At 58.0% G+C, this 22,110-nt stretch carries 24 protein-coding genes and 1 pseudogene; 14 read left to right on the top strand and 11 right to left on the bottom strand.

What is annotated here, in order from left to right:
• Nucleotides 1–198: 198 nt before the first annotated feature.
• The gene (locus GYM47_RS16920; RefSeq protein WP_231125682.1) at nt 199–684 is read left to right on the top strand and encodes a hypothetical protein; all 486 of its coding nucleotides are present in this window, start codon (nt 199–201) and stop codon (nt 682–684) included.
• Here GYM47_RS16920 and GYM47_RS16915 read toward each other — a convergent pair.
• Both GYM47_RS16915 and merR read right to left on the bottom strand, forming a co-directional pair.
• Nucleotides 681–1,982 carry an ISL3 family transposase gene (locus tag GYM47_RS16915; RefSeq protein ID WP_027965779.1) on the bottom strand — a complete coding sequence of 434 codons (1,302 nt, stop codon included), beginning with the start codon at nt 1,980–1,982 and terminating at the stop codon, nt 681–683. The two genes, GYM47_RS16920 and GYM47_RS16915, sit on opposite strands and share 4 nt — an antisense overlap.
• A 78-nt stretch (nt 1,983–2,060) precedes the next feature.
• Entirely contained in the window at nt 2,061–2,507 is a 447-nt protein-coding gene (merR, locus tag GYM47_RS16910) for an Hg(II)-responsive transcriptional regulator (protein ID WP_006911920.1), read from the bottom strand.
• Between the two features lie 73 nt (nt 2,508–2,580).
• On the opposite strand from merR, the gene merT reads away from it, so the two are divergent.
• The 7 genes from merT (at nt 2,581) to GYM47_RS16880 (ending at nt 6,260) form a co-directional block, all read left to right on the top strand.
• Nucleotides 2,581–2,931 carry a mercuric ion transporter MerT gene (gene merT / locus GYM47_RS16905; protein WP_027965778.1) on the top strand — a complete coding sequence of 117 codons (351 nt, stop codon included), beginning with the start codon at nt 2,581–2,583 and terminating at the stop codon, nt 2,929–2,931.
• Between the two features lie 13 nt (nt 2,932–2,944).
• Nucleotides 2,945–3,241, top strand: a complete 297-nt coding sequence (gene merP / locus GYM47_RS16900) for a mercury resistance system periplasmic binding protein MerP (RefSeq protein WP_022519794.1) — start codon at nt 2,945–2,947, stop codon at nt 3,239–3,241.
• A 79-nt stretch (nt 3,242–3,320) separates the two neighbouring features.
• Nucleotides 3,321–3,497, top strand: a complete 177-nt coding sequence (gene merF, locus GYM47_RS18540; protein WP_240470511.1) for a mercury resistance system transport protein MerF — start codon at nt 3,321–3,323, stop codon at nt 3,495–3,497.
• Between the two features lie 73 nt (nt 3,498–3,570).
• Nucleotides 3,571–3,810, top strand: coding sequence for a mercury resistance system transport protein MerF (gene merF / locus GYM47_RS16890; protein WP_027965777.1), 240 nt, complete (start codon nt 3,571–3,573; stop codon nt 3,808–3,810).
• The gene (gene merA / locus GYM47_RS16885; RefSeq protein WP_082051506.1) at nt 3,803–5,452 is read left to right on the top strand and encodes a mercury(II) reductase; all 1,650 of its coding nucleotides are present in this window, start codon (nt 3,803–3,805) and stop codon (nt 5,450–5,452) included. The genes merF (GYM47_RS16890) and merA overlap by 8 nt, the downstream gene beginning before the upstream one ends.
• 81 nt (nt 5,453–5,533) lie before the next feature.
• Complete coding sequence (locus GYM47_RS18490; protein ID WP_008957399.1) at nt 5,534–5,668, top strand: hypothetical protein; 135 nt, start codon at nt 5,534–5,536, stop codon at nt 5,666–5,668.
• Between the two features lie 97 nt (nt 5,669–5,765).
• Nucleotides 5,766–6,260: a bile acid:sodium symporter family protein gene (locus GYM47_RS16880; protein ID WP_246638315.1), complete on the top strand. Its 495-nt coding sequence runs from the start codon at nt 5,766–5,768 to the stop codon at nt 6,258–6,260.
• A 110-nt stretch (nt 6,261–6,370) separates the two neighbouring features.
• On the opposite strand, the gene GYM47_RS16875 is transcribed toward GYM47_RS16880, so the two are convergent.
• Both GYM47_RS16875 and GYM47_RS16870 read right to left on the bottom strand, forming a co-directional pair.
• The gene (locus GYM47_RS16875) at nt 6,371–8,140 is read right to left on the bottom strand and encodes a hypothetical protein (protein WP_128082404.1); all 1,770 of its coding nucleotides are present in this window, start codon (nt 8,138–8,140) and stop codon (nt 6,371–6,373) included.
• Between the two features lie 80 nt (nt 8,141–8,220).
• A pseudogene (locus GYM47_RS16870) lies at nt 8,221–9,069 on the bottom strand (YifB family Mg chelatase-like AAA ATPase); the annotation flags it as partial.
• A 199-nt stretch (nt 9,070–9,268) separates the two neighbouring features.
• Here GYM47_RS16870 and GYM47_RS16865 point away from each other — a divergent pair.
• Both GYM47_RS16865 and GYM47_RS16860 read left to right on the top strand, forming a co-directional pair.
• Nucleotides 9,269–9,604, top strand: coding sequence for a type II toxin-antitoxin system PrlF family antitoxin (locus GYM47_RS16865; protein ID WP_153843734.1), 336 nt, complete (start codon nt 9,269–9,271; stop codon nt 9,602–9,604).
• Nucleotides 9,601–10,098, top strand: a complete 498-nt coding sequence (locus GYM47_RS16860; protein WP_153843735.1) for a type II toxin-antitoxin system YhaV family toxin — start codon at nt 9,601–9,603, stop codon at nt 10,096–10,098. Before GYM47_RS16865 ends, GYM47_RS16860 begins: the two co-directional genes overlap by 4 nt.
• Nucleotides 10,099–10,296: 198 nt before the next feature.
• On the opposite strand, the gene GYM47_RS16855 is transcribed toward GYM47_RS16860, so the two are convergent.
• The 4 genes from GYM47_RS16855 to GYM47_RS16840 all read right to left on the bottom strand — a co-directional run bounded on the left by GYM47_RS16855 (nt 10,297) and on the right by GYM47_RS16840 (nt 14,945).
• Complete coding sequence (locus tag GYM47_RS16855) at nt 10,297–11,166, bottom strand: ABC transporter substrate-binding protein (RefSeq protein WP_153843736.1); 870 nt, start codon at nt 11,164–11,166, stop codon at nt 10,297–10,299.
• 118 nt (nt 11,167–11,284) lie between these two features.
• The gene (locus tag GYM47_RS16850; protein ID WP_153843737.1) at nt 11,285–13,381 is read right to left on the bottom strand and encodes a TonB-dependent siderophore receptor; all 2,097 of its coding nucleotides are present in this window, start codon (nt 13,379–13,381) and stop codon (nt 11,285–11,287) included.
• Nucleotides 13,382–13,518: 137 nt separating this feature from the next.
• Complete coding sequence (locus GYM47_RS16845) at nt 13,519–14,454, bottom strand: helix-turn-helix transcriptional regulator (RefSeq protein ID WP_153843738.1); 936 nt, start codon at nt 14,452–14,454, stop codon at nt 13,519–13,521.
• Nucleotides 14,455–14,588: 134 nt separating this feature from the next.
• Entirely contained in the window at nt 14,589–14,945 is a 357-nt protein-coding gene (locus GYM47_RS16840; protein ID WP_153843739.1) for an accessory factor UbiK family protein, read from the bottom strand.
• A 358-nt stretch (nt 14,946–15,303) separates the two neighbouring features.
• On the opposite strand from GYM47_RS16840, the gene GYM47_RS16835 reads away from it, so the two are divergent.
• From GYM47_RS16835 to glnK, 3 genes are all read left to right on the top strand, one after another.
• Nucleotides 15,304–15,642, top strand: a complete 339-nt coding sequence (locus GYM47_RS16835; protein WP_058579766.1) for a P-II family nitrogen regulator — start codon at nt 15,304–15,306, stop codon at nt 15,640–15,642.
• An 87-nt stretch (nt 15,643–15,729) separates the two neighbouring features.
• On the top strand, nt 15,730–16,977 hold the full coding sequence (locus tag GYM47_RS16830) for an ammonium transporter (RefSeq protein WP_139526009.1): 1,248 nt from the start codon (nt 15,730–15,732) through the stop codon (nt 16,975–16,977).
• A 263-nt stretch (nt 16,978–17,240) separates the two neighbouring features.
• The gene (gene glnK, locus GYM47_RS16825) at nt 17,241–17,579 is read left to right on the top strand and encodes a P-II family nitrogen regulator (RefSeq protein ID WP_009098335.1); all 339 of its coding nucleotides are present in this window, start codon (nt 17,241–17,243) and stop codon (nt 17,577–17,579) included.
• Nucleotides 17,580–17,736: 157 nt separating this feature from the next.
• Here the strand turns inward: glnK and GYM47_RS16820 are convergent, their stop codons facing one another.
• Complete coding sequence (locus tag GYM47_RS16820; protein ID WP_139526007.1) at nt 17,737–18,513, bottom strand: ferredoxin--NADP reductase; 777 nt, start codon at nt 18,511–18,513, stop codon at nt 17,737–17,739.
• Nucleotides 18,514–18,705: 192 nt separating this feature from the next.
• Here GYM47_RS16820 and GYM47_RS16815 point away from each other — a divergent pair, with 192 nt between their 5' ends.
• Entirely contained in the window at nt 18,706–19,632 is a 927-nt protein-coding gene (locus tag GYM47_RS16815; RefSeq protein ID WP_044629892.1) for a LysR family transcriptional regulator, read from the top strand.
• Nucleotides 19,633–19,635: 3 nt separating this feature from the next.
• On the opposite strand, the gene GYM47_RS16810 is transcribed toward GYM47_RS16815, so the two are convergent.
• Nucleotides 19,636–21,489 (bottom strand): methyl-accepting chemotaxis protein, encoded by a 1,854-nt coding sequence (locus tag GYM47_RS16810; RefSeq protein ID WP_153843740.1) that lies wholly within the window; start codon nt 21,487–21,489, stop codon nt 19,636–19,638.
• A 102-nt stretch (nt 21,490–21,591) separates the two neighbouring features.
• Complete coding sequence (locus GYM47_RS16805) at nt 21,592–22,023, bottom strand: host attachment protein (protein ID WP_139526245.1); 432 nt, start codon at nt 22,021–22,023, stop codon at nt 21,592–21,594.
• Nucleotides 22,024–22,110: the final 87 nt, after the last annotated feature.

The raw sequence follows: 22,110 nt of genomic DNA, 5'->3' as shown, positions 1-22,110 counted from the left end.
CTTCTCTCGAATTATCTGTTCTTGGTACTATAAAACCTCTAGCAACTAAAGCTTCAACCCTTGAGCATTATCTATTTGCATCGCTGGATTGGGAAGCACGTCCCTAGCTACCAAGCGAGCCATGGCGCGCTGGGCCGAAGGTGATCATGTTTTAGGTGCGGGGCTCAATCCACTTCAACCGGTAACGTCTAATCCACCATGGGTAGATTCATTTATTTTGTCGAGGCGCACCTTGTCTGGTTTGTAATCGTCGTCGCGGGGGGAGGCTTACTCTTTCCGGCCACCGGAATAATGCTTAAGTTCGCGATTGGGCCATTACTGGCATTACTGATGTTGATTATCAGCCTCACATTCGATGCGCATGCAGTGCGCATCGTGTTCCGAAAGCCGTCACGGCAGTTGTTGGCATTGGGGCTGGTCTATGGGCCTATGTCGATTGCCGGGTGGCTAACGGGCCGTCTATTTTTTGGAAGCGGCCCGCTGGCTGCTGGCCAAACCTTGCTCGGCACGCTGCCGACAGATGTGTCCTCTCCTCTTTTGGTACTGATGGCAAAAGGCAATGTGGCGCTTGCCGCTGTTTTCAACGCAGTCAACACCGCGTTATGTCCGTTTATTGTTCCCTTCCTGTTTTGGGTATCCGGATTAAGTGGTAGATGGAGCCCCCTTGCTCCTTCGAACCCTTAACTCTCCCAGAAGGTTGATAGATCGACGCCGTAGTTTTTCTCAGGCTCGGGAAGACCCATGCTGTAGGTCATGGTGGCCTTGCCCAGGAAGGGGGATTCCTTGATCTGCGGCACCTTCTTCTTGTGCTTGGTGGTGTAGAGCATCCGGGCCCGCATCACCTCGAATGAGTAGCCCCGGCCATCGCGGTTCTTGTCCTTGGCCAGCCGATTGATCGACTCCGTGAAGGCGTTGGTGATTGGGGTGTCGGTTTCGAAGTAGGCCAGCACCTCCTCGCGCCATCCGCTGACGGCGCTGACGAGATCCTTCCACACCTCTTTCTGCCCCTGTGGAATGTCGTCAATCCAGCGGGCCAGCGCCTTTTCGGCATCACGCCGGGTGGTGCTGTCCCAGATGTGGTAGAACCGCTCCTTGTGCTCGTAGGCCGCCAGGAGCTGAGGGAAGGCCCCTGTCCATGTCTCCATGATAAGCTGCTCGCGATCTGAAACGTCGTGGGCACGCTTCAGCAGGATCTTCCTATCGCCCTTGAGGGTCCGCCGCTGGTTTGGCTTCAGATCCTTCCTGAGTCCCTTACGCACCTTCTCCAGGGCTTCGTTGGCCATCCGCACCACATGGAACTTATCGACCACAATGCGAGCCTGCGGCAGTACCGCCTGGACAGCACGGCGGTAGGGTTTCCACATATCCATGCTGACGATCTCGACCTGGTGGCGCTCGGTCATGCTCATGAGGCGCCTCGTCACCGCGTCCTGCTGGCGACCGGGCAGCAGGTCCAGTAGGGTACGCTCCTCCAGGTTGGTCAGGATGCAGCGGTAGCGGCGGTTCAGGTACAGCTCGTCGATCCCCAGGCAGCGGGGTGTCTCGAAACGATGCCAGGCTGCCAGGAACTCAGCCTTCTTCTTGAATATCTCGCGGACAGTCTTCTCGTCGAGGCCCGTGGTATCAGCCACGTAGGCGTAGGGGTGATTGAAGGCTTCCTTCTCGACGTGGTTGTAAAGCCTCCGCGTCATGCGGTGATCGTCTACCATTTCCGGAAGAGCTGGCCGGAACGTCCTTCCACACGCCCGGCAGGTGTAGCGGCGACGGACCACCCAGAGGGTGACCCGCTTTCCGTGGATGGGTAGGTCGCGATAGGCCACATCGCGCTTGCCGAACCTGACAAACTCACTCTCAACGCCGCATTCCTCGCAAGCTAGAGGCTCAGGAGCTTCGACCTGGTAGTGGAGATCATGCTCTTCCATCTTGGTGCCTAGGACGTGGTACTCGGGAAGGTGAAGGATGTTGTCAGGCAAGCTAGTCATGCAAACTTTCCTTGTCGACATGGTCCATAGATGATCGCGACTCTTTGACCGCGTTGTTTTCAACGAACTGAAGGTGAGTTACTCCCTTGGGTCTTCTGCTTCTCTGAGCCCTTCATGCAATGACGCAATTAGCGGGCAAGTGATATTGCCTTGTTGTGCATGGCATCTGTCGACCATTTCGCTCAGCACCTTCTCAATTCTTTCAAGCCTGTCGATCTTCTCGCGAACGTCCCCTAACTTGTGCTCTGCGAGAGCACTGGCTTCTTGACAGTGGGCGCCATCTTCCAGCCGAAGTAGGTCACTGATCTCATCCAGACTAAAGCCCAGCTGCTGCGCCGTTTTCACGAACGTCAACCTGTCGATATCGGCGGCACTATAGCGTCGAATACCTCCGGGAGGGCGTTCGGGCTCCGATAATAGCCCTCGTCGCTGGTAATAGCGGATTGTCTCGACATTGACGCCGGCCGCCTTGGCCAGGCCGCCAATGGTCATGGTGTCCGCCACTTTATCTGCATGTCTCTTCATGATGCTTGACTCCGTACCAAGCTACGGAAGTAACCTTATCGTAGCTCCCCCCATCCCGAAAGGAGAATCGTCAATGCGGACATCTAAAACGGGGCGAGGGCCCCTGGCCGCCGGAGGAGTCGCGGCCCTCCTGGCCTCGGCGTGTTGCCTCGGCCCGCTGGTGCTGATCACGCTGGGCGTTTCCGGCGCCTGGATCAGCAATCTGGCGGCGTTGGAGCCCTATCGCCCGCTCTTTATCGGCGTCGCGCTGGTGGCGATGTTCTTCGCCTGGCGTCGCGTCTTTCGGCCAGTGGAAAAGTGCCAGCCGGGAGAGGTGTGTGCCGTGCCACGGGTCAGGACGGGCTACAAGGCGATCTTCTGGCTCGTATCGCTGCTGGTGCTAATCGCCCTGGTATTCCCCTACATCTTGCCCCTGTTCTATTAAAAGGAGATCTACCATGAAAGCTCGTTTCGCCTTCATCGCGCTACTCGCCCTGCTCAGCACGCCCGCCTTAGCGGCCCTGCAGACCGTGACGCTGTCGGTGCCGGGCATGACCTGTGCCGCCTGCCCGATCACCGTCAAGGCCGCCCTCAACAAGGTGGACGGCGTCTCGCAAGTCGACGTGAGCTACGCGGATCTCGAGGCCGTGGTCACCTTTGACGACGCCCGAACGTCGGTGGAGGCATTGACCGAGGCCACCATCAACGCTGGGTATCCATCAACCCCGACATCCTCGCAAGCGGATCGAGAGTGATCATGAAGAATCCCAAGCCCCTGCTGCGCGTGAGCGTGATCGGCACCGTCCTGGTGGCATTGTCTTTACGCCGATCCTGGTGATCCTGCTTGGCACGGTGGGCCTGGCGGGGCTGACGGGCTATCTCGACGTTGTGTTATTGCCGGCCCTGGCCTTCTTCATCGGCCTGACCATTTATGCGATTTGGCGTAAGAAGCAGTTCGACGCCTGTTGTGACAACGGCTCTATCAAATCAAGGAATACGCCCCCTGAGTGACATCAAGCAGCTGCACATCGCGGTCATCGGGTGAGTTGTTTACGAGCTTGCCCGCCACGGTGAAGGAATAAGCGTGAAAGATTCGCAGAAATTTTTAAGCGTCGTGCTTGGCACCGGGTTGATGGTGCTGTGTTGCGCCGCGCCAATCGCCCTGGTGCTATTCGGTACGGCGGGCCTGGCCGCGTTGGCAGGCTATCTCGATTACCTGCTGTTTGCCGCCCTGGCCATCGGCTTACCTCTCTACGCGCGATACCACAAGCGGAAGCAGGATGCCGGCTTTACTAATGAAGACTCGGAGAAACGTGATGATTGAACTCAACGTGAGTGGCATGACCTGTGACCGCTGTGCGGATCATGTCAGGGAAGCCCTGGAGAAGCTGCCCGGCGTGCAGTCGGTGGAGGTATCCTATCCTCAGGGGACGGCATCGGTAGCCGTTGATCCGGAGACACCGGCCTCGGCGTTGACGTTTGCCGTGACCCGACTTGGCTACCAAGCTCGACTGGCCAACAGTGGGCCCACTTCCCCGGCAGGCGCATCGGTGTCCAAGGGCCGTGATGAAGACGCCCCGCACATCGCGGTGATCGGCAGCGGCGGCGCCGCCATGGCGGCGGCCCTGAAAGCCGCCGAGCGCGGCGCCCGGATCACCCTGATCGAACGCGGCACCGTCGGCGGTACCTGTGTCAATACAGGCTGTGTGCCTTCGAAGATCATGATTCGCGCGGCCCATATTGCCCACTTGCGTACGGAAAGTCCCTTCGATGCAGGCCTGAGCGCCCAGGCGCCGGTGGTGGATCGGGCCAAGCTGCTCGAGCAGCAGCAGCGACGTGTCGAGGAACTGCGTGACGCCAAGTACGAGGGGATTCTGCGCGACCACCCGGCCATCACGGTCCTGCACGGCGAGGCCCGGTTTATCGATGCCCATAGCCTGATGGTCAAGCTGAACGAGGGCGGCGAGCAGGTCGTCCACTTCGACCGCGCCTTAATCGGTACTGGCGCCCGACCGGCAGTACCGCCGATCCCGGGTCTTGCCGACACCCCCTACCTGACCTCTACCAGTGCGCTGGCACTGGACACCCTTCCCGAGCGGCTGATTGTGATCGGCGCCTCGGTGGTGGCCCTGGAACTGGCCCAGGCCTTCGCCCGGCTGGGCAGCCGGGTCACGGTGCTGGCCCGCAGCCGCCTGCTCTCCCAGGAAGACCCGGCGGTAGGGGATGCGGTGGAGGCGGCGTTTCGCCGCGAGAGCATCGAGGTCCTCAAGCAGACCCAGGCGAGCCGCGTGGACTACACCGACAATGAATTCATTGTCGATACCAACGCCGGCACCTTGCGGGCGGATCAACTGCTGGTGGCCACCGGACGGACACCCAATACCGAGGCCCTGAACCTGGCGAGCCTCGGCGTGGAAACCGCACGTGGGGCGATTCTGGTCGATGAGCATCTGCACACCACGGTGCCGGGGCTCTATGCCGCCGGTGACTGCACCGATCAGCCGGAGTTCGTCTATGTCGCCGCCGCCGGGGGCAGCCGGGCTGCCGTCAACATGACCGGGGGCGAAGCCACCCTGGACCTGAGCGCCATGCCGGCGGTGATCTTCACCGACCCCCAGGTGGCCACCGTCGGCCTGACGGAAGCCGAGGCCATCGAGCAAGGCTTCAGCGTCGATACCCGCGAGCTGGACCTGGAAAACGTGCCGCGTGCGCTGGTGAATTTCGACACCGGTGGTTTCATCAAGCTGGTGGCCGAACGCGACTCGGGCCGGTTGCTGGGGGTGCAGGCGGTGGCGGGGGAAGCCGGTGAGCTGATCCAGACGGCGGTGATGGCGCTACGCGCACGCATGACCGTACACGACATCGCCAATGAGCTATTTCCCTACCTGACCATGGTGGAAGGGCTCAAGCTCTGTGCCCAGACTTTCACCAAGGATGTGACGCAGTTGTCCTGCTGTGCCGGGTGAACGATATGAGCGCGACCGTGGTGCCACTGGGCGGCGGCACCACGGGTTTTGGGCATGGACACCACAGGGAGCTCTGTCACGATGAACACGACACTACCCGATTGCGGGATGATGGGGGCGATGGGCTGGATAATGCCAGTGATCGGAATTGCCCTACTATTGCTGCTGGTCCTGGGCATCGCCTGTTTGGTGAAATATCTGCTCTCTAGCAAGTGAGCGTACTGAGCGAGCCATCAACCAGCTAATCCGTTGTGGGTTGAGTTTGTCGGCCACCTTTCTCTCTCGCATACCAACCAGATAATCCGGATACCCCCTGTTTTTATGGCTCACCGGCCTTCAGTTAGACGTGCCGCTTGGATCAATTATTCTTGAATTAACACTAATCGTGCTTCTTCCTACCGTGATTGGGGTCAGCTTGCGTACAAAGTTCTCGGCTTTCTTTGCACGGCATGATTCAGCGTATGCAGGGATAGGGTCGATTCTGTATCTGCTGATCCTACTCGCCGTGGTCGGGCCGAATGCCACCACGATCATTGGCTATGGCTGGTATGCGTTTGTGATTGCGGGCGCGGCCCTGTGCCTCAATTTGATTGGGTACCTGGTAGGTATGTCCTCACGGTTACTCACCTCTGATCGCAAAGAGGTGATTACCTATCTTTTCACGGTCAGTAAAAAGGAATTCAGCATCGCTGCAGCGTTTGTCGCTGTTTCCGGCTTGCCATCAGAGATCGCGATTCCAGCCGCTTTTTTTGCCGTGATTCAAATGATCACTTCGCCCATCGCAGCGAAGATCCTCGCCCGCCACTGAAGGGATGGCCGTATCGGCTCTTCGTCAGAAGAGCAACCTGCACACGGGGTGTACAGGTTGCTCTTAGCGACAAAACAGACACCGCTACTCATAAAGGTGGCAAATAGTACCTATGCTAAGTCACTGCGACCAATACTGACCTTGCTAAAAGCATTTAACACAGAGGCTTCGCAGGGTATCTGTTCCTTTTTGGATTTAGGGTGCTTGAACGTATCGGCGAATCCTGGGCAGTGACCAACTAGTTTTTGGACAACACCTTCTACGTGCCGCACGTTAGACAGCACTTGGCGTAACCACTGCTCGAAGCTGCCTTGGTGGCTCAGCGTGAAGACTAAACCTTTATAGGAAGGAGGCTTGGATGCCTCCTCGCTACCGCCAGCTCTGGGTTTTGGAGGGCGTCGTTGGATCTCCATGAGATAGAGCGTTTGATCTAACACATGCACCCGAACGACGAGCACCCCGCGAGGTACCTTGGTCTGAGTATCAATGTAAACCCAATTAGCGACTGACGTTTCCACCTCCTCGTCTATTTCGAAAGGTTCGAGGCTGATCAACCGAGGGTCGGGGGAAGTGCTAAAGCCGTCTTCAAAGGTAAACCAGCTAACGCCACGAATCGTTTCGGGATAGGCCGATTGCAAATAGAGAAGCGCATTCCACATATCACGTAGAAAGCCCTGTGATTCCAGTGTAATAGGAGCATGAATAGAGGCCTGTCCGACCCCTTTTCCTGATCCATGCGGCTCCCCAGTGGAGAAAATAGTTTCGTCACCCGGAACGGGGACGCCTCGTGTATCGGGCACATTTTTTCGAGTATATCGTTTATCCAAGACGGCGCGAGGCTTACCTAAAATAACGAATTCGTCCTCAGGAAGGTCTAGCCAAGAAGAGCCATGGTCGGGCTCTTCATCATCCGTCAGGTCAATGACATCGGGGATGTCTTGAAGCTGATGATAGGGAAATTGAGTGGGAGCATCATCGCCATCGGTGGCTGGTACTGTCGTTGACTTCTCTCTTTCGCGGTGGATCGTGGCACCATCGGGCTGCGTACAGCCTAATATCTGCAAGCCTAGGAATGTGTTGCCACCATCAATTGGAACGCCAGAAACAGAGATTTCCCCGCTGCCTTGAAACCATGGGGTGGCTTTTAAAAGCATCTCATCTGGCGTGGAGCTGGTTTCAAATTGTGAATATATATATTTTGCAGCGCGCTTGGCATACGGATCGTACAACATATGCGCGAGCAAAATGGCATCGTGTTTATGAACATGATAGGTAAATTTGACAGGCCACGTACCTGGGGATGCAGGCGCATCAAGCGGTCGATAAAGACGTTTTTTGACTTCTTCCCAAGGGTAAGTGGCGAGCACTCGCTTGATTTCAGAAGATCGGCCGTAAACGCGAATAAAAAATTCTGTGCAAGGGATGAGCAAGTGTTTGCCATCTGGAAGGTCAAATTCAATCAGGTATGTTTTGTGCTGATTTTTCTGGGGTAAGTAGTTCGAGTCATGAAAAGCGGTATAGAGGCTTCGTCCTGATTGTCGTAAATCATCTAAGGTGACAATTCGCCAGCCGCCTGGAGAAAAAGAAACGGAGAATTTTCTTTCCTCGTAGGCAATACGCGAGCTACTCACGCCCTTTTCCCATACTGACCCTATTCTCAATAGCCCAAGATGCGTTAAGACAGTCTCACGTCTCATCACGCCTCCTAAGTTATTTTCATGGTCGATGGTTCTTAAGAAGATATGGATTTTAGGGACGCTTCGTAAGCGATTGTTCTTAAATATAGGCCCGTACCACCAAACGACCAAGCGCTCTGCCTCGTTTTTTAGGGTGCCATCATGGAAGCTAAAGGTTCTGGATTGTTTAAGAGAAACGGTCACAAAGGCGCACTCTATGTAAACTCAACATAGAGATTGTCGCAGCAATTATTGTTTAGTCGCAACAATTGTTGGAAATGACAGCCCCCGCCGACCAGCGCGGCGGCGCTCGCGCTGTGGTGGGGTTGGCGAAAGGGCCGTTGGCCCCAGTCGGCTTCCAGCGGCAAGCCGCATACCGAGCGCACGGCTGCCACTTGAAGCGCATCATCTTCTGACAGCGGCGGCAGAATGCCGGGCAAGCGGCTGGCGAGCATGGTTTTGCCGGTGCCGGGTGGGCCTGCCAGCAATAAGTTGTGGCCCCCTGCCGCGGCTACTTCCAGCGCCCGGCGGGCCTGATGCTGGCCGCGCACGTCGGCTAAGTCCGCCACCGGGGCGGTGGATTTGACGGAGGCTGAGAGCTGATGGGGCTGAATTTTCTCCTGGCCCAGCAAATGGGCGACCACTTGCCAAAGCGAGTCGGCGGGCAGCACTGACAAATCGCCTGCCAGGGCGGCCTCATCGGCGCAGGCGCGGGGGACGATCAACGCTTTATTGGCGCGGCGGGTCGCCAGGGCAAACGGCAGCACGCCGGGCACTGCCCGCAGCTTGCCATCCAGGGCCAGTTCGCCCGCGCACTCCATGCCTTCTAATGCATCTACCGGGATTTGGCCAGAGGCGGCGAGGATGCCCAGCGCAATCGGCAAATCAAAGCGGCCACCCTCTTTGGGTAGATCCGCCGGGGCGAGGTTGAGGGTAATGCGCTTGGTATTGGGGAAATCGAAGCCCGCGTTGATCAAGGCGCTGCGCACCCGTTCGCGGCTCTCCTTTACGGCGGTTTCCGGCAAGCCTACCAGGGTCAACCCCGGCAAACCGTTAGCCAAATGAACCTCTACATGTACCGCCGGTGCTTCCAACCCCACGCCTGCCCGCGTGGCGACAATGGCTAGCGTCATCGCCTTTCCTCTGCTGTTGTCACTTACTCCAATGTAGGATAAAGCTACATTAGCTTAAGTATTTAACCTAACGTAATTAAGAAGGCTTTGGTAGCGCTTAAGCAACTGGTTCAAGTAGCGGAGACGGCTTGACGAGGTAATGCGCTTGCATTAACTTTGGATGCATTACCTTTGCATTGCTATCAAGCGGAGAGCAACAGTGAGCACGCTTATCGAAGACGACTCAACTCTGACGGATCGCTATCAAACGACTGTTCCGGCATCGATTCGCCGGGCGCTAAAGCTGAAGCGCCGAGACCGTATCCATTATACCGTTCGTCCTGATGGAGAAGTGGTGCTTTCCCGGGCGAGTGATGAGGCCAAGCACGACCCTGTGATGGTCAACTTTCTCAATTTTCTAGAGCGCGATCTTCTGGCGCATCCGGAAAATATTCGCCCGGTGACTGCCAGTAGCTTTGCCGAGGCCGAACGGCTTACCGCAGGTGTTGAGGTAGACCTCGAAGAGGCGCTGGAAGAGGATGATGACGACGAATGAAGCCTCTGAAGGTTAATGGGTGGACGATTTATGCCCATCCGTTGTTCTTGGAACAAGTCGAAGTACTCACCTTAAAGGTGAGACATCTTCAATCGAAAGATCCTGCCGGATATCGCAACAAGGCGGCCACCAAGCGCCTAGCAGCGATCATGAAGCTGGCCTTGAATGATATTCCGCAGGATCCATCAGGCACTCACTACCGCCAAGGGAGCGCGCTTGGCACAGAGCACACTCATTGGCAACGAGCAAAGTTCTACCAGCAGTACCGGCTTTTCTTTCGCTACGATGCTGCGAGCAAAATCATTATTTATGCATGGGTCAATGATGACGCCACAAAACGCGCTTACGGCAGTAAGCATGATGCTTACTCTGTCTTTCAGAAAATGCTCAGCAGTGGCAACCCACCGGATAGCTGGAAAGCCTTACAGAAAGCCTCAATGAGCGAAGTTGAACGAATTCATTTACTTTTAGCGGCAGATAACAACGATAACTAAATCACACTAGATCTCTTTGGGGTGATCTGCCGGTGCTTCCAACCCCACGCCTGCCCGCGTGGCCACAATCGCTAGCGTCATGGCGCTCACTCGCAACGTCATCCATCGACTTAGTCAGCTTAATGAGCCTGTTCGTTAGCTAAGCCTACTTTATTTCAAGAGTTGAGCGCTACCGAAGTGGAGCAGGTGAAGTAAGAACTATCCAGCAACGTCAGCATTCAGCGCGCTGGTGAGTTCACGGGCAAAGCGTTGTGCCGAAGGCAGCGCGCCAAAGCTCCACACCGGGGGCAGGCGCAGCAGGTTGCCGTTTTGAACACTCGGCAGGTGTTGCCAGAGGCCGCTCCCCTCCAACTGCTCTTCCACGCCTGCGGGGAGTGGGTCGACGACCACCAGCGTGGCATCGGGGTAGCGTGCCAGCGCTTCGATACCGGCCAGTGAGAATCCCCAGGCGTTGGTGGGCTGATCCCAGGCGTTGGGCAATTCGAGCTGTTCTAGCACGGCGTTGTAGAGGCTGTTCTCGCCAAACACGCGCACATGGCGGGCATCCATGAACTGCACCATCAGCAGTGGGGGCGAGTCGCTGCGCTGGCGACGCAGGTCGGCCATCAGCTGCTGGGTGTTCTCGATCAGCGCATCGGCCTCGGCGTTGCGGTCGGTCAGCTCGCCCAGTTGGCGAGTGAGGCTCTGCATCTCTTGCCACGTATCCGCACCCGTTGAGTAGAGGGCGAAGGTGCCCACTGGGGCGATTTTCTCCAGCCGGGGAATGAGCCCGGTAAACATGGGCGAGAGCAGCGTTTGCTCGGGGGGCGATTGGGCCAGCAGCTCGAAGTTGGGCTGGGTGCGCAGGCCAATATCCATCACGCCCTCGGGAATGCGCGGCTCGCCCACCCAGTCGTGGTAGGCCGGTTGCTGCGCAATGCCGCTCACGGGGGCATCAATGGCTAGCAGCGTTTCAGCAATGGTCCAGTCGATGGTGGCCCACTGGGCGTGGCTGGCGGTAGACAGCAGCAGGCTTGCCGCGAGAAGGCCGTGGCGAGCCAGGATAAGCAGTCGGGGAAAACGGCGCATGGCATTAGTACCTAGCAATAAGCGCCTTATTTAAACGAGTCTATTTATCAATTGCAAATAGAAACACCCAGGCAAGCGCAGGTTGCGGAGGCCTGGGTGTGGGCTTGGCGGGCGCTGCTCAGAAGCGGTAGTGAACGCTGGCAGTGATACCGCGTTCGGCACCGAAGTAGCAGTACTCCAGTGAGTTACACGATGCCACGTACGCTTTGTCCAACGCATTGTGCACATTCAGGCGGGTTTCGACGCCGTTCAAGCCTACTTGGCGCCAGTCGTAGCCCAGCGTGGCATCAACTAGGGTGTAGTCCGGTACCGTGGCGGTGTTGGCGCGGTCGGCGGCAATGTCAGCGTAGTGGCGCACGCCTACGCCAACATCCACACCGCTCAGCCAGCCTTCCTGTACGGCATAGTGGCCCCAGAGCTGCACTTGGTGGCGGGGTGAATAAATAGCGTGATTGCCCTGGTTGCCGTCGTCGCTTTTGGCGTAGGTAATATCGGTAAAGCTGTAGCCCGCCTGAAGCGAGAGCGCCTCGGTGAGCTGCGTTTGGGCTTCCAGTTCGATACCTTGCGACTCGATCTCGCCTACAGCGCGGTAGGGGTCGGTAGGCTGCTCTTTGGTCGCCACGTTCTCCTGGCTGATGTGGAACAGCGCTGCGCTGTACTGCTGCTGTTCGTTGGGCTGGTATTTCACGCCGGTTTCCCACTGCGCGCCTTCCATGGGAGAAAGCAGGTCGCCGTTGGCATCCACAAAGCTGGTGGGGGTAAAGGCCGTCGAGTAGCTGGCATAGGGTGCGATGCCGTTATCGAACAGGTACACCACCCCGGCGCGGCCGCTAAACTGGGTGTCGCTGAGCGCGCTGGTAGCGCCGCTGTCGCGGTTGGTGTTGTCGATATTGACCCAGTCAAAACGCCCGCCCAGCGTCACGCGCCACTGGTCGATGGCGATCTGACCCTGCAGATAGACCCCGGTTTGCTCCAGCTCGTGGTTCTCCCGAACGGGCGCGTAGAACGCCAGCGGCTCGCTACCGTAGACCGGGTTGAAGGCATCCAACGAGGGGAACGCGCCGGAAGGCCAAGCAACCTCGTTCTCGCGCTGCTGGTAATCCGCGCCGAGCAGCAGGGTGTGCTCCATGAAGCCGTTGGTCAGTCGGGCTTCTAACTGATTATCCACCGTCAGGGCCTGAAGCGACTCCTCGCTGCCGGAGTAGTAGCGGGCCAGTTCGTTGGAGGTCGGCGATGCCCAGCCAAAGCCGTACACCTGATTCAGCGTCACGTCTGAATTGAGATAGCGCAGCAGTTGGCGGGCGGACACGCGGTCGTTAAAGCGATGTTCGAGGGTATAGCCAAGCATGCGCTGGGTGCGCTGATAGGCGTCGTAGTCGGCTTCGCCATCGAAGAAGTTATTGCTTATTTGGCGGCCATTGCGAGCGATCACCGCGCCTTCATAGGGTACGCCGGAGTGGTAGCCGCCTTCTGGTTCGTCTTGCAGGTAGGCTTCTACGGTGAGGCTGGTAGCGTCGGTCATGTCCCAGGTCAGCCGTGGCGCAATGGCGTAGCGCTCCTCCTCGGCTGGGCCAAACTGGGTATCGGCGGCGCTGGCAATGCCGGTGAGCCGAAACGCGACGCGCTGCTCTGCCCCCAGCGGGCCCGTGAGATCGAACGCGGCACTGCGCTGGTTATTGTTGCCGACTCTGAAGCGCAGCTCGCCGCCCGGCTCGAACTCGGGGCGTTTACTGTTAAGAGCCACCACGCCGCCCGGTGAGGCACGGCCATACAGCACGGACGCCGGGCCGCGCACCACCTCGATGCTGTCTAGAAACCAGGGGTCGATGCGCATGCTGCTATGGGAGTTGGCGTCCCCCATCACCTTCAAACCATCTAAAAAGGTGTTGCTCAAGCTGCCATCGGAGAAGCCGCGCAGCACCAGGTAATCAAAACGGTTGGAAGCCCCTATTTGATTGCTGTACACGCCGGGCGTGTAGTCGGTAGCGCGTTGCACCGTGGTGACACCGCGCTGTGTCACCTGCGTGTCGGTGATGGTTGAGACGCTCTGCGGCGTTTCAATAAAAGGCGTGGCGACTTTGGTGGCTGCTTGTTGAGCCGTCACGGTAACCGTGGCCAAGGGCGTGCTGGTTTGTGCCGCCACGGGTGACATCAGCACCATCAGCAGCGTGCTAGTGAGTGGAGCCAATAAGAACGGACGATGGGGGGAGGCCATAAGTGATCCTGAGAGGAAGTGGAATCAGTTTTATTAAGCAATGAGAATTATTACTTTTTATGGCATCGTAAAGGTATGCGTTGTGCCAAGCCAGCTATGCGCGCTGTCATAAGTGATCGCATCAAGGGAACGATGGCTTATGGCTTGTCTCGTTGAAGCTCGTGAGGGGAAACACCGAAGTGGCGCTTAAAGGCGCTCGAAAAATTGCTGGCATGGCGGTAACCGCAGCGGTGGGCCGTGTGTTGAACGCTGTGGCCTTGGCGCAACGATGCGTGCGCCTGCTCCAGGCGCGCTTGGCGAATGTAGTCGAACAGTGTGCAGCCGTAGTAGGCACGAAATTTCTGCCGCAGGCTGCTGGCGCTCATGGCGGCCTCTTTGGCTAGAGCCGCGAGGCTATAGGGCTCGGCGGGATGCTGAGTGATGCGCGCGTGCAGCGCTGCTAGGCGGCGTCTGTCTCGGGTGGAGAGGCCGTGATGCTTGGGGAGTGCGGGCGTCGTTTCCGGTAGTCCCAGGCCAATCAGTTGTATCGCGAGACCTTGCCACACGAGGGGCTGGCGCCAGGTGGTGGGTGGTTGCTCACTTATGGTGCAAAGGTGCTGGTGTAAGGCACTCGGCAGCCGCCAACGGTGCAAGGCCGGTTGGCTGCCGGGAGCGGGAAGCCCTAACGGTGCGGTCTTACGCACCGCAATATTCACGGTACTCAGGCGCGGCTGAGCCGGTTGGTGCACCGTTAGCGGGTGGTGGGCATCAAAGTGAGCGCACACTCCCTCCCCGGCACCTAGCTGCAGGTGCTGCTGGCCTATTTGTAGTTGAATCGTGCCTTCCAAAATAATGCTAAAGAACCAGGGGACGCTTTGGTAAGACGTGGAGGTATAGCCGCGCTCTACTTGCAGGTTAGACAGCGTTAGGTGCAGCCCTTGGGGTAAGCCAACATCGTGCACATGGCCCAGCGCGACCGGCTGGTGCTGTAAAGGGGTGCCGTCCACGCGGTAGTGAATGCCAAATCGTTGGCCAAGCTGGACCAGTGAGCGGTGGGTGATTTCGGGCGTGATGAGGCGTTCCTGCGGGGGCATCTGAGCCGTCGCTATCGTGAATGAGGCAGCCAATCAACGCACGATAGCACTATCGCGACGGGAGTCAATGATAGTGATTCTTGTTCGCTAATTTGGGGCAGCTCAGCCTGCCCCATTCTGAGCACAACGGCGGCTTACTCAGTATCGCCAGTGGACGGTTTATCGGACGTTGATTTCGTCGTCCCGGAGGGTTGCACAGGGGCGGGCGGCACTTCGGCTTCTACGGGCGTGGACGCGGTGTTGCTAGAGGCTTCTACGGCCGCTTCCAGGCTGGCCACTTGGCGCTCTAAGGCTTCAACCCGCGAGCGCGTGCGCTGCAGCACATCCATCAAAATATCGAAATCTTCCCGCGATACCAGCTCCAGGCGGTCAAAGGCGCCGCGTACCACCTGCTGGACACCTTTTTGAATATCTTCCGGGGCTTGCGACGCATTCTGCAGACGGTCGCCGATCTGCTGGGCTAAGCGGCTAATGCGATCTTGGGGCGCCATGGCTCTCTCCTTGAAAGGGCATGCATGAATATGAACTGCTTGTCAGTAAGGATACGCAACCCGGCGCCGATTCGCATGCGCCGCGTGTGAATTAAGCGTGGTGAGCGGGATGAATCAATGCATCGAAATGGAGCGGCTAGCTTTTATTAATGTTTATTAATGGTGCAAAGCCAGGGTGAGCCGCATTGGGTAGCACGTCTAAGCTACCGTGAATTGCTTATATAATTATTTTAAGTAATTGAAAGTTAATAATAAAAAAGCGGGTGGCACGGTATGCGCATTAGTAGGGCAAGCACTAAATTCGGGCGGCCATGCCGCTTTTCACCGAGTGGGACTGATCCAGCAGGGGAGATCCGGGATGAAACTCATCACCGCTATCATCAAGCCATTCAAGCTTGACGACGTTCGTGAAGCACTCGCCGACAACGGCGTTCAAGGGATTACGGTAACCGAAGTGAAAGGCTTTGGCCGCCAGAAAGGGCATACCGAACTCTACCGCGGCGCGGAATACGTGGTCGATTTTCTGCCAAAGGTGAAAGTGGAAGTCGCCGTGGACGATGCACGCCTGGAAAGCGTGCTGGACGCCATCTGTAACGCAGCGAATAGCGGCAAGATCGGCGACGGCAAAGTGTTCGTCACGCCGTTGGAAGATGTGATCCGTATTCGTACCGGTGAGCGCGGTGCAGATGCCGTGTAAGGGTAATGCTGGGCGGCTGATGATGTCGCCACGCTGCCACGTACATCTTCCAAGTACCTCTTCTTAAGTACCAACGGGGAACACCTCATGAATGAGTTAGCTGATTTGAGCTATGCGCTCGATACGTTCTATTTCTTGATCTGCGGCGTGCTGGTCATGTGGATGGCCGCTGGCTTCGCGATGCTGGAAGCGGGCTTGGTTCGCTCCAAGAATACCGCCGAAATTCTGACCAAAAACATCGCGCTGTTTGCGATTGCTTGCACCATGTACCTGCTGGTGGGTTATTACATCATGTACTCCAGCAGCGCAGGCGGTTTCTTGCCGAACTTGGGCTTCTTGATCGGTACCGAGAACAGCGTCGATGCGGTGCTGGCCGGTGGCGACGATGCGCCTTACTACTCCATGCGTTCTGACTTCTTCTTCCAGGTGGTGTTCGTTGCCACCGCCATGTCGATTGTCTCGGGTGCGGTTGCCGAGCGTATGAAGCTGTGGGCCTTCCTGGCTTTCGCCGTGGTGATGACGGCGTTCATCTACCCGGTGTCGGGCTACTGGACCTGGGGCGGCGGCTGGCTGTCCGAAGTGGGTTACTCTGACTATGCCGGTTCTGGCATCGTCCACATGGCGGGTGCGGCCGCCGCGCTGGCAGGTGTGCTCGTCCTGGGCCCGCGTAAAGGCAAGTACGGTAAAGACGGCTCTATCCATGCAATTCCCGGTGCCAACATGCCGCTGGCCACGTTGGGTACCTTCATCCTATGGATGGGCTGGTTCGGCTTCAACGGTGGTTCCGAGCTGAAAATGTCCGATATCGGCTCTGCCAACAACGTTGCGCAAGTATTCGTCAACACGAACGCTGCGGCAGCAGGCGGTGTGATTGCCGCTCTGGTGCTGGCTAAACTGTGGTTCCGTAAAGCAGATCTCACCATGGCGCTGAACGGTGCGCTGGCTGGCCTGGTCGCCATCACTGCGGATCCGCTCTCTCCTTCGGCGCTGGGTGCCGCCATCATCGGTGCGGTGGGTGGCCTGATCGTCGTCGCTGCGATCGTCACGCTGGACAAGCTGAAGCTGGACGATCCGGTGGGTGCGATCTCCGTGCACGGTGTGGTCGGTATCTGGGGCGTGCTGGCTGTGCCGCTCACCAATGGCGATGCCTCTTTCGGTGCGCAGTTAATCGGTATTGTGGGCATCTTTGGCTGGGTCTTCATCGCAAGCCTTGTGGTATGGCTGGTGCTGAAAGCGGTCATGGGCATTCGCGTGAGCGAAGAAGAAGAGTATGAAGGCGTCGATATCGCTGAATGCGGTCTGGAAGCCTACCCCGAGTTTAGCGTCAAGAAATAAGCTTGCGCTAATCATGTGAGCTGGCGTGCTCCTTGTGGCCTCCCCGAGTGGGAGGCCTTTTTGTCGTTGATGGATATGCGGTACGTCGAAGGTTATGAACTAGTGACGTTCGGATTTTTTATTCTCCGCCCTTGGCGGTGTATGCTTAATCGACTGGGTAACGGGCTTGGCTACGTGAGCGCCCCGCTAACCTCGATGGTTATGACAATCGGTTAATAACGCTGTCTGCATGACAGCGGGCCACCAAGCTAGAGGATGTCGCAATGAAATTGATCTCAGCCATTATCAAGCCCTTCAAGCTTGATGACGTACGCGAATCGCTCTCGGATATCGGCGTGCAAGGCATTACGGTCACGGAAGTGAAAGGCTTTGGCCGCCAGAAGGGCCACACGGAGCTCTACCGTGGCGCAGAGTACGTGGTGGATTTCCTGCCCAAGGTGAAGCTGGAAGTCGCCGTCGACGACGATATGGCCGAGCAGGTGATCGACGCGATTACCCAGGTCGCCAATACCGGCAAAATCGGTGACGGTAAAATCTTCGTGATGCCGCTCGAGCAGGTCATCCGTATCCGGACCGGCGAAACCGGTAAAGACGCTGTCTAACCACGGTGAATGGTAAGGCGTGAACAGTGAGTCGCGCTGAATCGACAAAGCCCCTGTGGATAATATCCACAGGGGCTTTGTGCATAAGGCGACGATGACACGGGCTACAATTTTCTATTCACCCTTCACCCTTCACCCTTCACCCTTCGAACGGGGCTCACTTCTCAACGAAGGCGCGTTCGATGACGTAGTCGCCCGGCTCGCCCATACGCGGGGAGATGTTCAGGCCCAGCTCATCGAGCAGGGCGCTGGTGTCGTCCAGCATCGCCGGGCTGCCGCAAATCATCGCGCGGTCTTGGCGCGGGTCGATGGGCGGTAGGCCGGTGTCTTCGAACAGCTTGCCGGTGCGAATATGGTCGGTCAGGCGACCCATGGTGTGAAACTCTTCGCGAGTCACCGTGGGGTAGTACACCAGCTTCTCGGCGATCTCCTCGCCCAGGTACTCGTGGGCGGGCAGCTCTTTGGTGATGAAGTCGGCGTAGGCCAGCTCGGAGACTTCGCGCACGCCGTGTACCAGCACGACTTTCTCGAAGCGCTCGTAGACTTCCGGGTCCTGAATCAGGCTCATGAACGGCGCCAAGCCGGTGCCGGTCGAGAGCATGTAGAGGTTACGACCTGGCAGCAGGTCGTCGCACACCAGCGTGCCGGTCGGCTTGCGGCTGACCATGATCTGGTCGCCTACCTGCAGGTGCTGCAGGCGCGAGGTGAGCGGGCCATCCGGCACCTTGATGCTGAAGAATTCCAGGTGATCTTCGTAGTTGGGGCTGGCGATGGAGTACGCGCGCATCAGCGGTTTGCCGTCCACTTCCAAGCCGATCATAACGAACTGGCCGTTCTTGAAGCGCAGGCTGCGCTCGCGAGTGGTGCGGAAGCTGAACAGGGTATCGTTCCAGTGGTGAACGCTTAGCACTTCTTCCAGGGCAAACTTGCTCATGCTCACTCCTCCAGAGGCGGCGCAGCCTAAGCCTTACTCGCCATATTCCAAAAAAGAATAAAAATTATCTCTATAGGTTGCTGCTAATTCTAAATAAAGGGTGGTATATCTGTTAAGCAAATTATCTTGATAACGCTTATCTTTAAAATCGATATAGCCCTTCGCCGCTCACTCGACAGAGAGGTTTTGGTCATGCATTACACCCTGCGGCAGCTAGAGGTCTTCGTGGCCGTTGCCCAGCACGAGAGCGTTTCCCACGCGGCGCGTGCGCTGGCCATGTCGCAATCGGCCACCAGTACGGCGCTGGCCGAGCTGGAGCGCCAGTTCGACTGCCAGCTGCTCGACCGCATTGGGAAACGGCTGAAACTCAACGCGCTCGGCTTTCAGCTACTGCCCAAGGCGGTGGCGCTGCTGGACCGCGCCGAGGAGGTCGAAGAGTTGCTGCGGGGCCAACAGGGCGTGGGAGCTTTGGACGTGGGGGCCACGCTCACCATCGGCAACTATCTCGCCACGCTGCTGATCAGTGATTTCATGCAGCGCTATCCCGGCAGTCGAGTTCGGCTGGCGGTGCGCAACACGCGGCATATCATCGAAGGCGTGCGCCAGCACTCGTTGGATTTAGGGCTGATCGAGGGGCAGTGCGATGACGACATGATCATCAGCCAGCCCTGGGTCGAGGATGAGCTGTGCGTGTTCTGCTCGCCGCGTCACCCGCTGGCGGGACGCGAGCACCTGGAGCTGGATCAACTGCTGCGCGAAGACTGGATCATGCGCGAGGAGGGCTCGGGGACACGCATGACGCTGGAGCATGCCGCCCGCCACCGCCGCAGCCGGTTCAATACCCTGCTGGAGCTGGAGCATACCGAGGGCATCAAGCGCGCGGTGGAATCGGGGCTGGGCATTGGCTGCGTTTCGCGGCTGGCGCTGCGCGATGCCTTCCGGCGCGGCAGCCTAGTGCCGCTGCCCACGCCGGAGCTGGATTTAAAACGCCAGTTCACGTTCATCTGGCATCGTCACAAGTACCTGACCACCGGCGTGCGCGAGTTTTTACGTCTCTGTCGCGAAATGACCGCCGGGGCCAAGCGCAGCGACGATATCCCGCTGCCGCCGATTCCTTAACCGTTAGCGGTAGCTGCTTTCAGGTGCCTGCAAGGCAGGCGCTGTCGCGCCTTGGGAGAGCTTGAAACTGCTGATCGTGCCGGTCAGGTGATCCGCTTGCTCTTTCAACTGCTCGGCGGCGGTGGTCGACTCTTCGACCATGGCGGCGTTCTCTTGGGTCATCCGGTCCAGTTCGGCGACCGCAATATTGACCTGTTTGATGCCGTCGCTCTGCTCGCTGGTGGCCGCGTTGATCTCTTCCAGGACGTCGGTGACGCGGGTGATATGTGCGACGATATCCTGCATGGTGCTGCCAGCATTACGCACCAAGGAGGTGCCGTTATTCACCTTGGCTTGGGAGTCCTCGATCAATTGCTGGATATCGCTGGCTGCATCGCTACTACGGCCTGCCAATTTGCGCACTTCATCCGCCACGACGGCAAAACCGCGACCGTGTTCGCCTGCGCGGGCGGCTTCGACCGAGGCGTTGAGGGCCAGCAGGTTGGTCTGGAAGGCGATGCTGTTCATCAGCGTGACGATCTCGCCAATCTTATGGGAGGCGTTGGAGATGTCTTCCATGGTGGTGACTACGTTCGACACGACCTGCCCACCCTCTTTGGCGACTTCGGTGGCCGCGTGGGAAAGCTTGTTGGCTTCCTGGGCCGAGGCCGCCGTATGCGCCACGGTGCTGGTGATCTCTTCGACTGACGCCGAGGTCTGCTGCAGGCTCGAAGCGGCGTTATCGGTGCGGCGGGAAAGATCTTGTCCACCCATGGCAATCTCGTTGGCGGCGTGGTGCACCGATTCGCTGCTGGTACGCACGTCGATCAAGACTGCTTCCATCTTGCCCACGAAGCGATTGAAAGCACTGGCGATTTGGGCGACTTCGTCGGTGCCTTCTTCCGGCAAGCGCTGAGTCAGGTCCCCTTCACCCGAGGCGATGTTATCCATCGCATTGCGGACGCCTAGTAGACGACGCAGCAGCAGTGACAGCAGCATGCCAAACACGACGGCCGTGATGGCCGCAACGATCAGCAGCGTCACGATGGACGTTGTCGCAATGGCGCGTAGATCTGCCGTGGCTTCTGCGTCATCCAGCGCCACGACCAACTGCCAACCGCTGTTGCCACCTACACTGCTGCCCATCAGGAGTTTGTCGTTGCCTTGTAGGGTGAGCGGTTGCGGGGTGTCCGCTTGCACGATGCGTGTCAGGTCGGAAGGGGTGAGCGCATCGCTAAGCGCGCTTGCAGGCTCCAGCGTCAGTGACGCGTCGGGGTGGGCGACCAGAGTGCCGTCGCTCGTCGTTAGAAAGCCGAAACTGGATGGGGTCGGCGCGATACTAGCGACGATATCGATGACGTCGGCAATCGTGATGTCGGCGCCTACCACGGCGGTGAGGTCACCATTCTGATAGAAAGGCCGAGCGAAGGTCACGATCAAACCGCCTGTTTGCGCATCGACATAAGGGGCAGTAATGATGGTGTCCTGTGCGCTCACGGCACCTTGGTACCAAGGGCGCTGGCGCGGGTCATAATCGCTGGGAGGTTGCCAGCCGTCTGAGAAAATCCCTTCTGAGGTAGACGGGTACGCGATGTAGGCGGTCATAAAGTCGCCAGAGTCGGCTAGCTGCCGCAGCGCTTGTAGCGGTGCCTCGCTACCAACGGCATGCTCCATGCTGGCCAGCATCGTAAAGCGAGCGTTGAACCATTCGTTAATGGCCTGTGTGTTTCCATTCACAACAGCGCTGAGATTGCGGTTTACCTGTTCACTATTATGATGCTTAACGGTGGTGTAGCTGGCAATACCATTGGCCGTCAAAGCCAACACGATAGCCATGAGGGCCGCCAGAAGGATGCGTGTACGTAGGGAGGAAAACATGGTCGCTCTCGGGATCATCAGGATTCATGATGGGTATCGGCGAGAGCGACGCTGTCTTTAGCAAAAAGCAGGAAAATAGTAAGTAAGTGCTAACTGCGTTGACTAACGCAAATCGCTGACCGCCTGTTGGATGTCGGCCAACGAGGCCTTGCTAAAATCTTTCGATAGCGTATGCGTGACCAGCTTTTGCGTGGGATTATCGAGTTTTTCTTTGAGCAGACCCAAGAACTTGGGAGGCGCGACCATGATCAGCTTCTCCATGCGGTTGTCTACCCGGGCAGCATAGAGTCGCTGGGCGACTTCTTTGGCAAATAGCTCGTTTTCATGTTGAGAGGCTGCGCCCTCTTCGCCAGAGGAGCGTGATGACGTCGACGTCGACTCGTGGACGTCGGCACCGCGACGGTCCGTGATCAAGTCGCCTTCATGCAGTCTGCCTGCGGCGTGTACCAAGCTCTCCTGCTCGGCGAGATGGAGCGCATCACGGGTGAAGATACGTGCGCGTGCGGCATCGGCTACCACGATATAGGTGGTCATTGTCATACGTCCTCCATGTCGTTGATTACCCTTTAACCATGGCAAGCGTTTAGGGTTTGGTCAAACGCCTGCCCATTTGCCCCAAGG

Source organism: Vreelandella piezotolerans, from assembly GCF_012427705.1.
GTDB lineage: Bacteria > Pseudomonadota > Gammaproteobacteria > Pseudomonadales > Halomonadaceae > Vreelandella > Vreelandella piezotolerans.
The sequence above is the reverse complement of the archived record's forward strand: the minus strand, read 5'-3'. Positions and strand labels throughout refer to the sequence as shown.

Bases quoted from the DNA above. Each gene is read 5' to 3' on its own strand.
- GYM47_RS16850 (WP_153843737.1), bottom strand. From the start codon at position 13,381: ATGGCCTCCCCCCATCGTCCGTTCTTATTGGCTCCACTCACTAGCACG.
- GYM47_RS16920 (WP_231125682.1), top strand. From the start codon at position 199: ATGGGTAGATTCATTTATTTTGTCGAGGCGCACCTTGTCTGGTTTGTA.
- GYM47_RS16855 (WP_153843736.1), bottom strand. From the start codon at position 11,166: ATGCGCCGTTTTCCCCGACTGCTTATCCTGGCTCGCCACGGCCTTCTC.
- GYM47_RS16820 (WP_139526007.1), bottom strand. From the start codon at position 18,513: ATGAGCAAGTTTGCCCTGGAAGAAGTGCTAAGCGTTCACCACTGGAAC.
- merR (WP_006911920.1), bottom strand. From the start codon at position 2,507: ATGAAGAGACATGCAGATAAAGTGGCGGACACCATGACCATTGGCGGC.
- GYM47_RS16805 (WP_139526245.1), bottom strand. From the start codon at position 22,023: ATGACCACCTATATCGTGGTAGCCGATGCCGCACGCGCACGTATCTTC.
- merP (WP_022519794.1), top strand. From the start codon at position 2,945: ATGAAAGCTCGTTTCGCCTTCATCGCGCTACTCGCCCTGCTCAGCACG.
- GYM47_RS16815 (WP_044629892.1), top strand. From the start codon at position 18,706: ATGCATTACACCCTGCGGCAGCTAGAGGTCTTCGTGGCCGTTGCCCAG.
- GYM47_RS18490 (WP_008957399.1), top strand. From the start codon at position 5,534: ATGAACACGACACTACCCGATTGCGGGATGATGGGGGCGATGGGCTGG.
- merT (WP_027965778.1), top strand. From the start codon at position 2,581: ATGCGGACATCTAAAACGGGGCGAGGGCCCCTGGCCGCCGGAGGAGTC.
- GYM47_RS16860 (WP_153843735.1), top strand. From the start codon at position 9,601: ATGAAGCCTCTGAAGGTTAATGGGTGGACGATTTATGCCCATCCGTTG.
- glnK (WP_009098335.1), top strand. From the start codon at position 17,241: ATGAAATTGATCTCAGCCATTATCAAGCCCTTCAAGCTTGATGACGTA.
- GYM47_RS16835 (WP_058579766.1), top strand. From the start codon at position 15,304: ATGAAACTCATCACCGCTATCATCAAGCCATTCAAGCTTGACGACGTT.
- GYM47_RS16830 (WP_139526009.1), top strand. From the start codon at position 15,730: ATGAATGAGTTAGCTGATTTGAGCTATGCGCTCGATACGTTCTATTTC.
- GYM47_RS16915 (WP_027965779.1), bottom strand. From the start codon at position 1,982: ATGACTAGCTTGCCTGACAACATCCTTCACCTTCCCGAGTACCACGTC.
- GYM47_RS16845 (WP_153843738.1), bottom strand. From the start codon at position 14,454: ATGCCCCCGCAGGAACGCCTCATCACGCCCGAAATCACCCACCGCTCA.
- merA (WP_082051506.1), top strand. From the start codon at position 3,803: ATGATTGAACTCAACGTGAGTGGCATGACCTGTGACCGCTGTGCGGAT.
- GYM47_RS16840 (WP_153843739.1), bottom strand. From the start codon at position 14,945: ATGGCGCCCCAAGATCGCATTAGCCGCTTAGCCCAGCAGATCGGCGAC.
- GYM47_RS16810 (WP_153843740.1), bottom strand. From the start codon at position 21,489: ATGTTTTCCTCCCTACGTACACGCATCCTTCTGGCGGCCCTCATGGCT.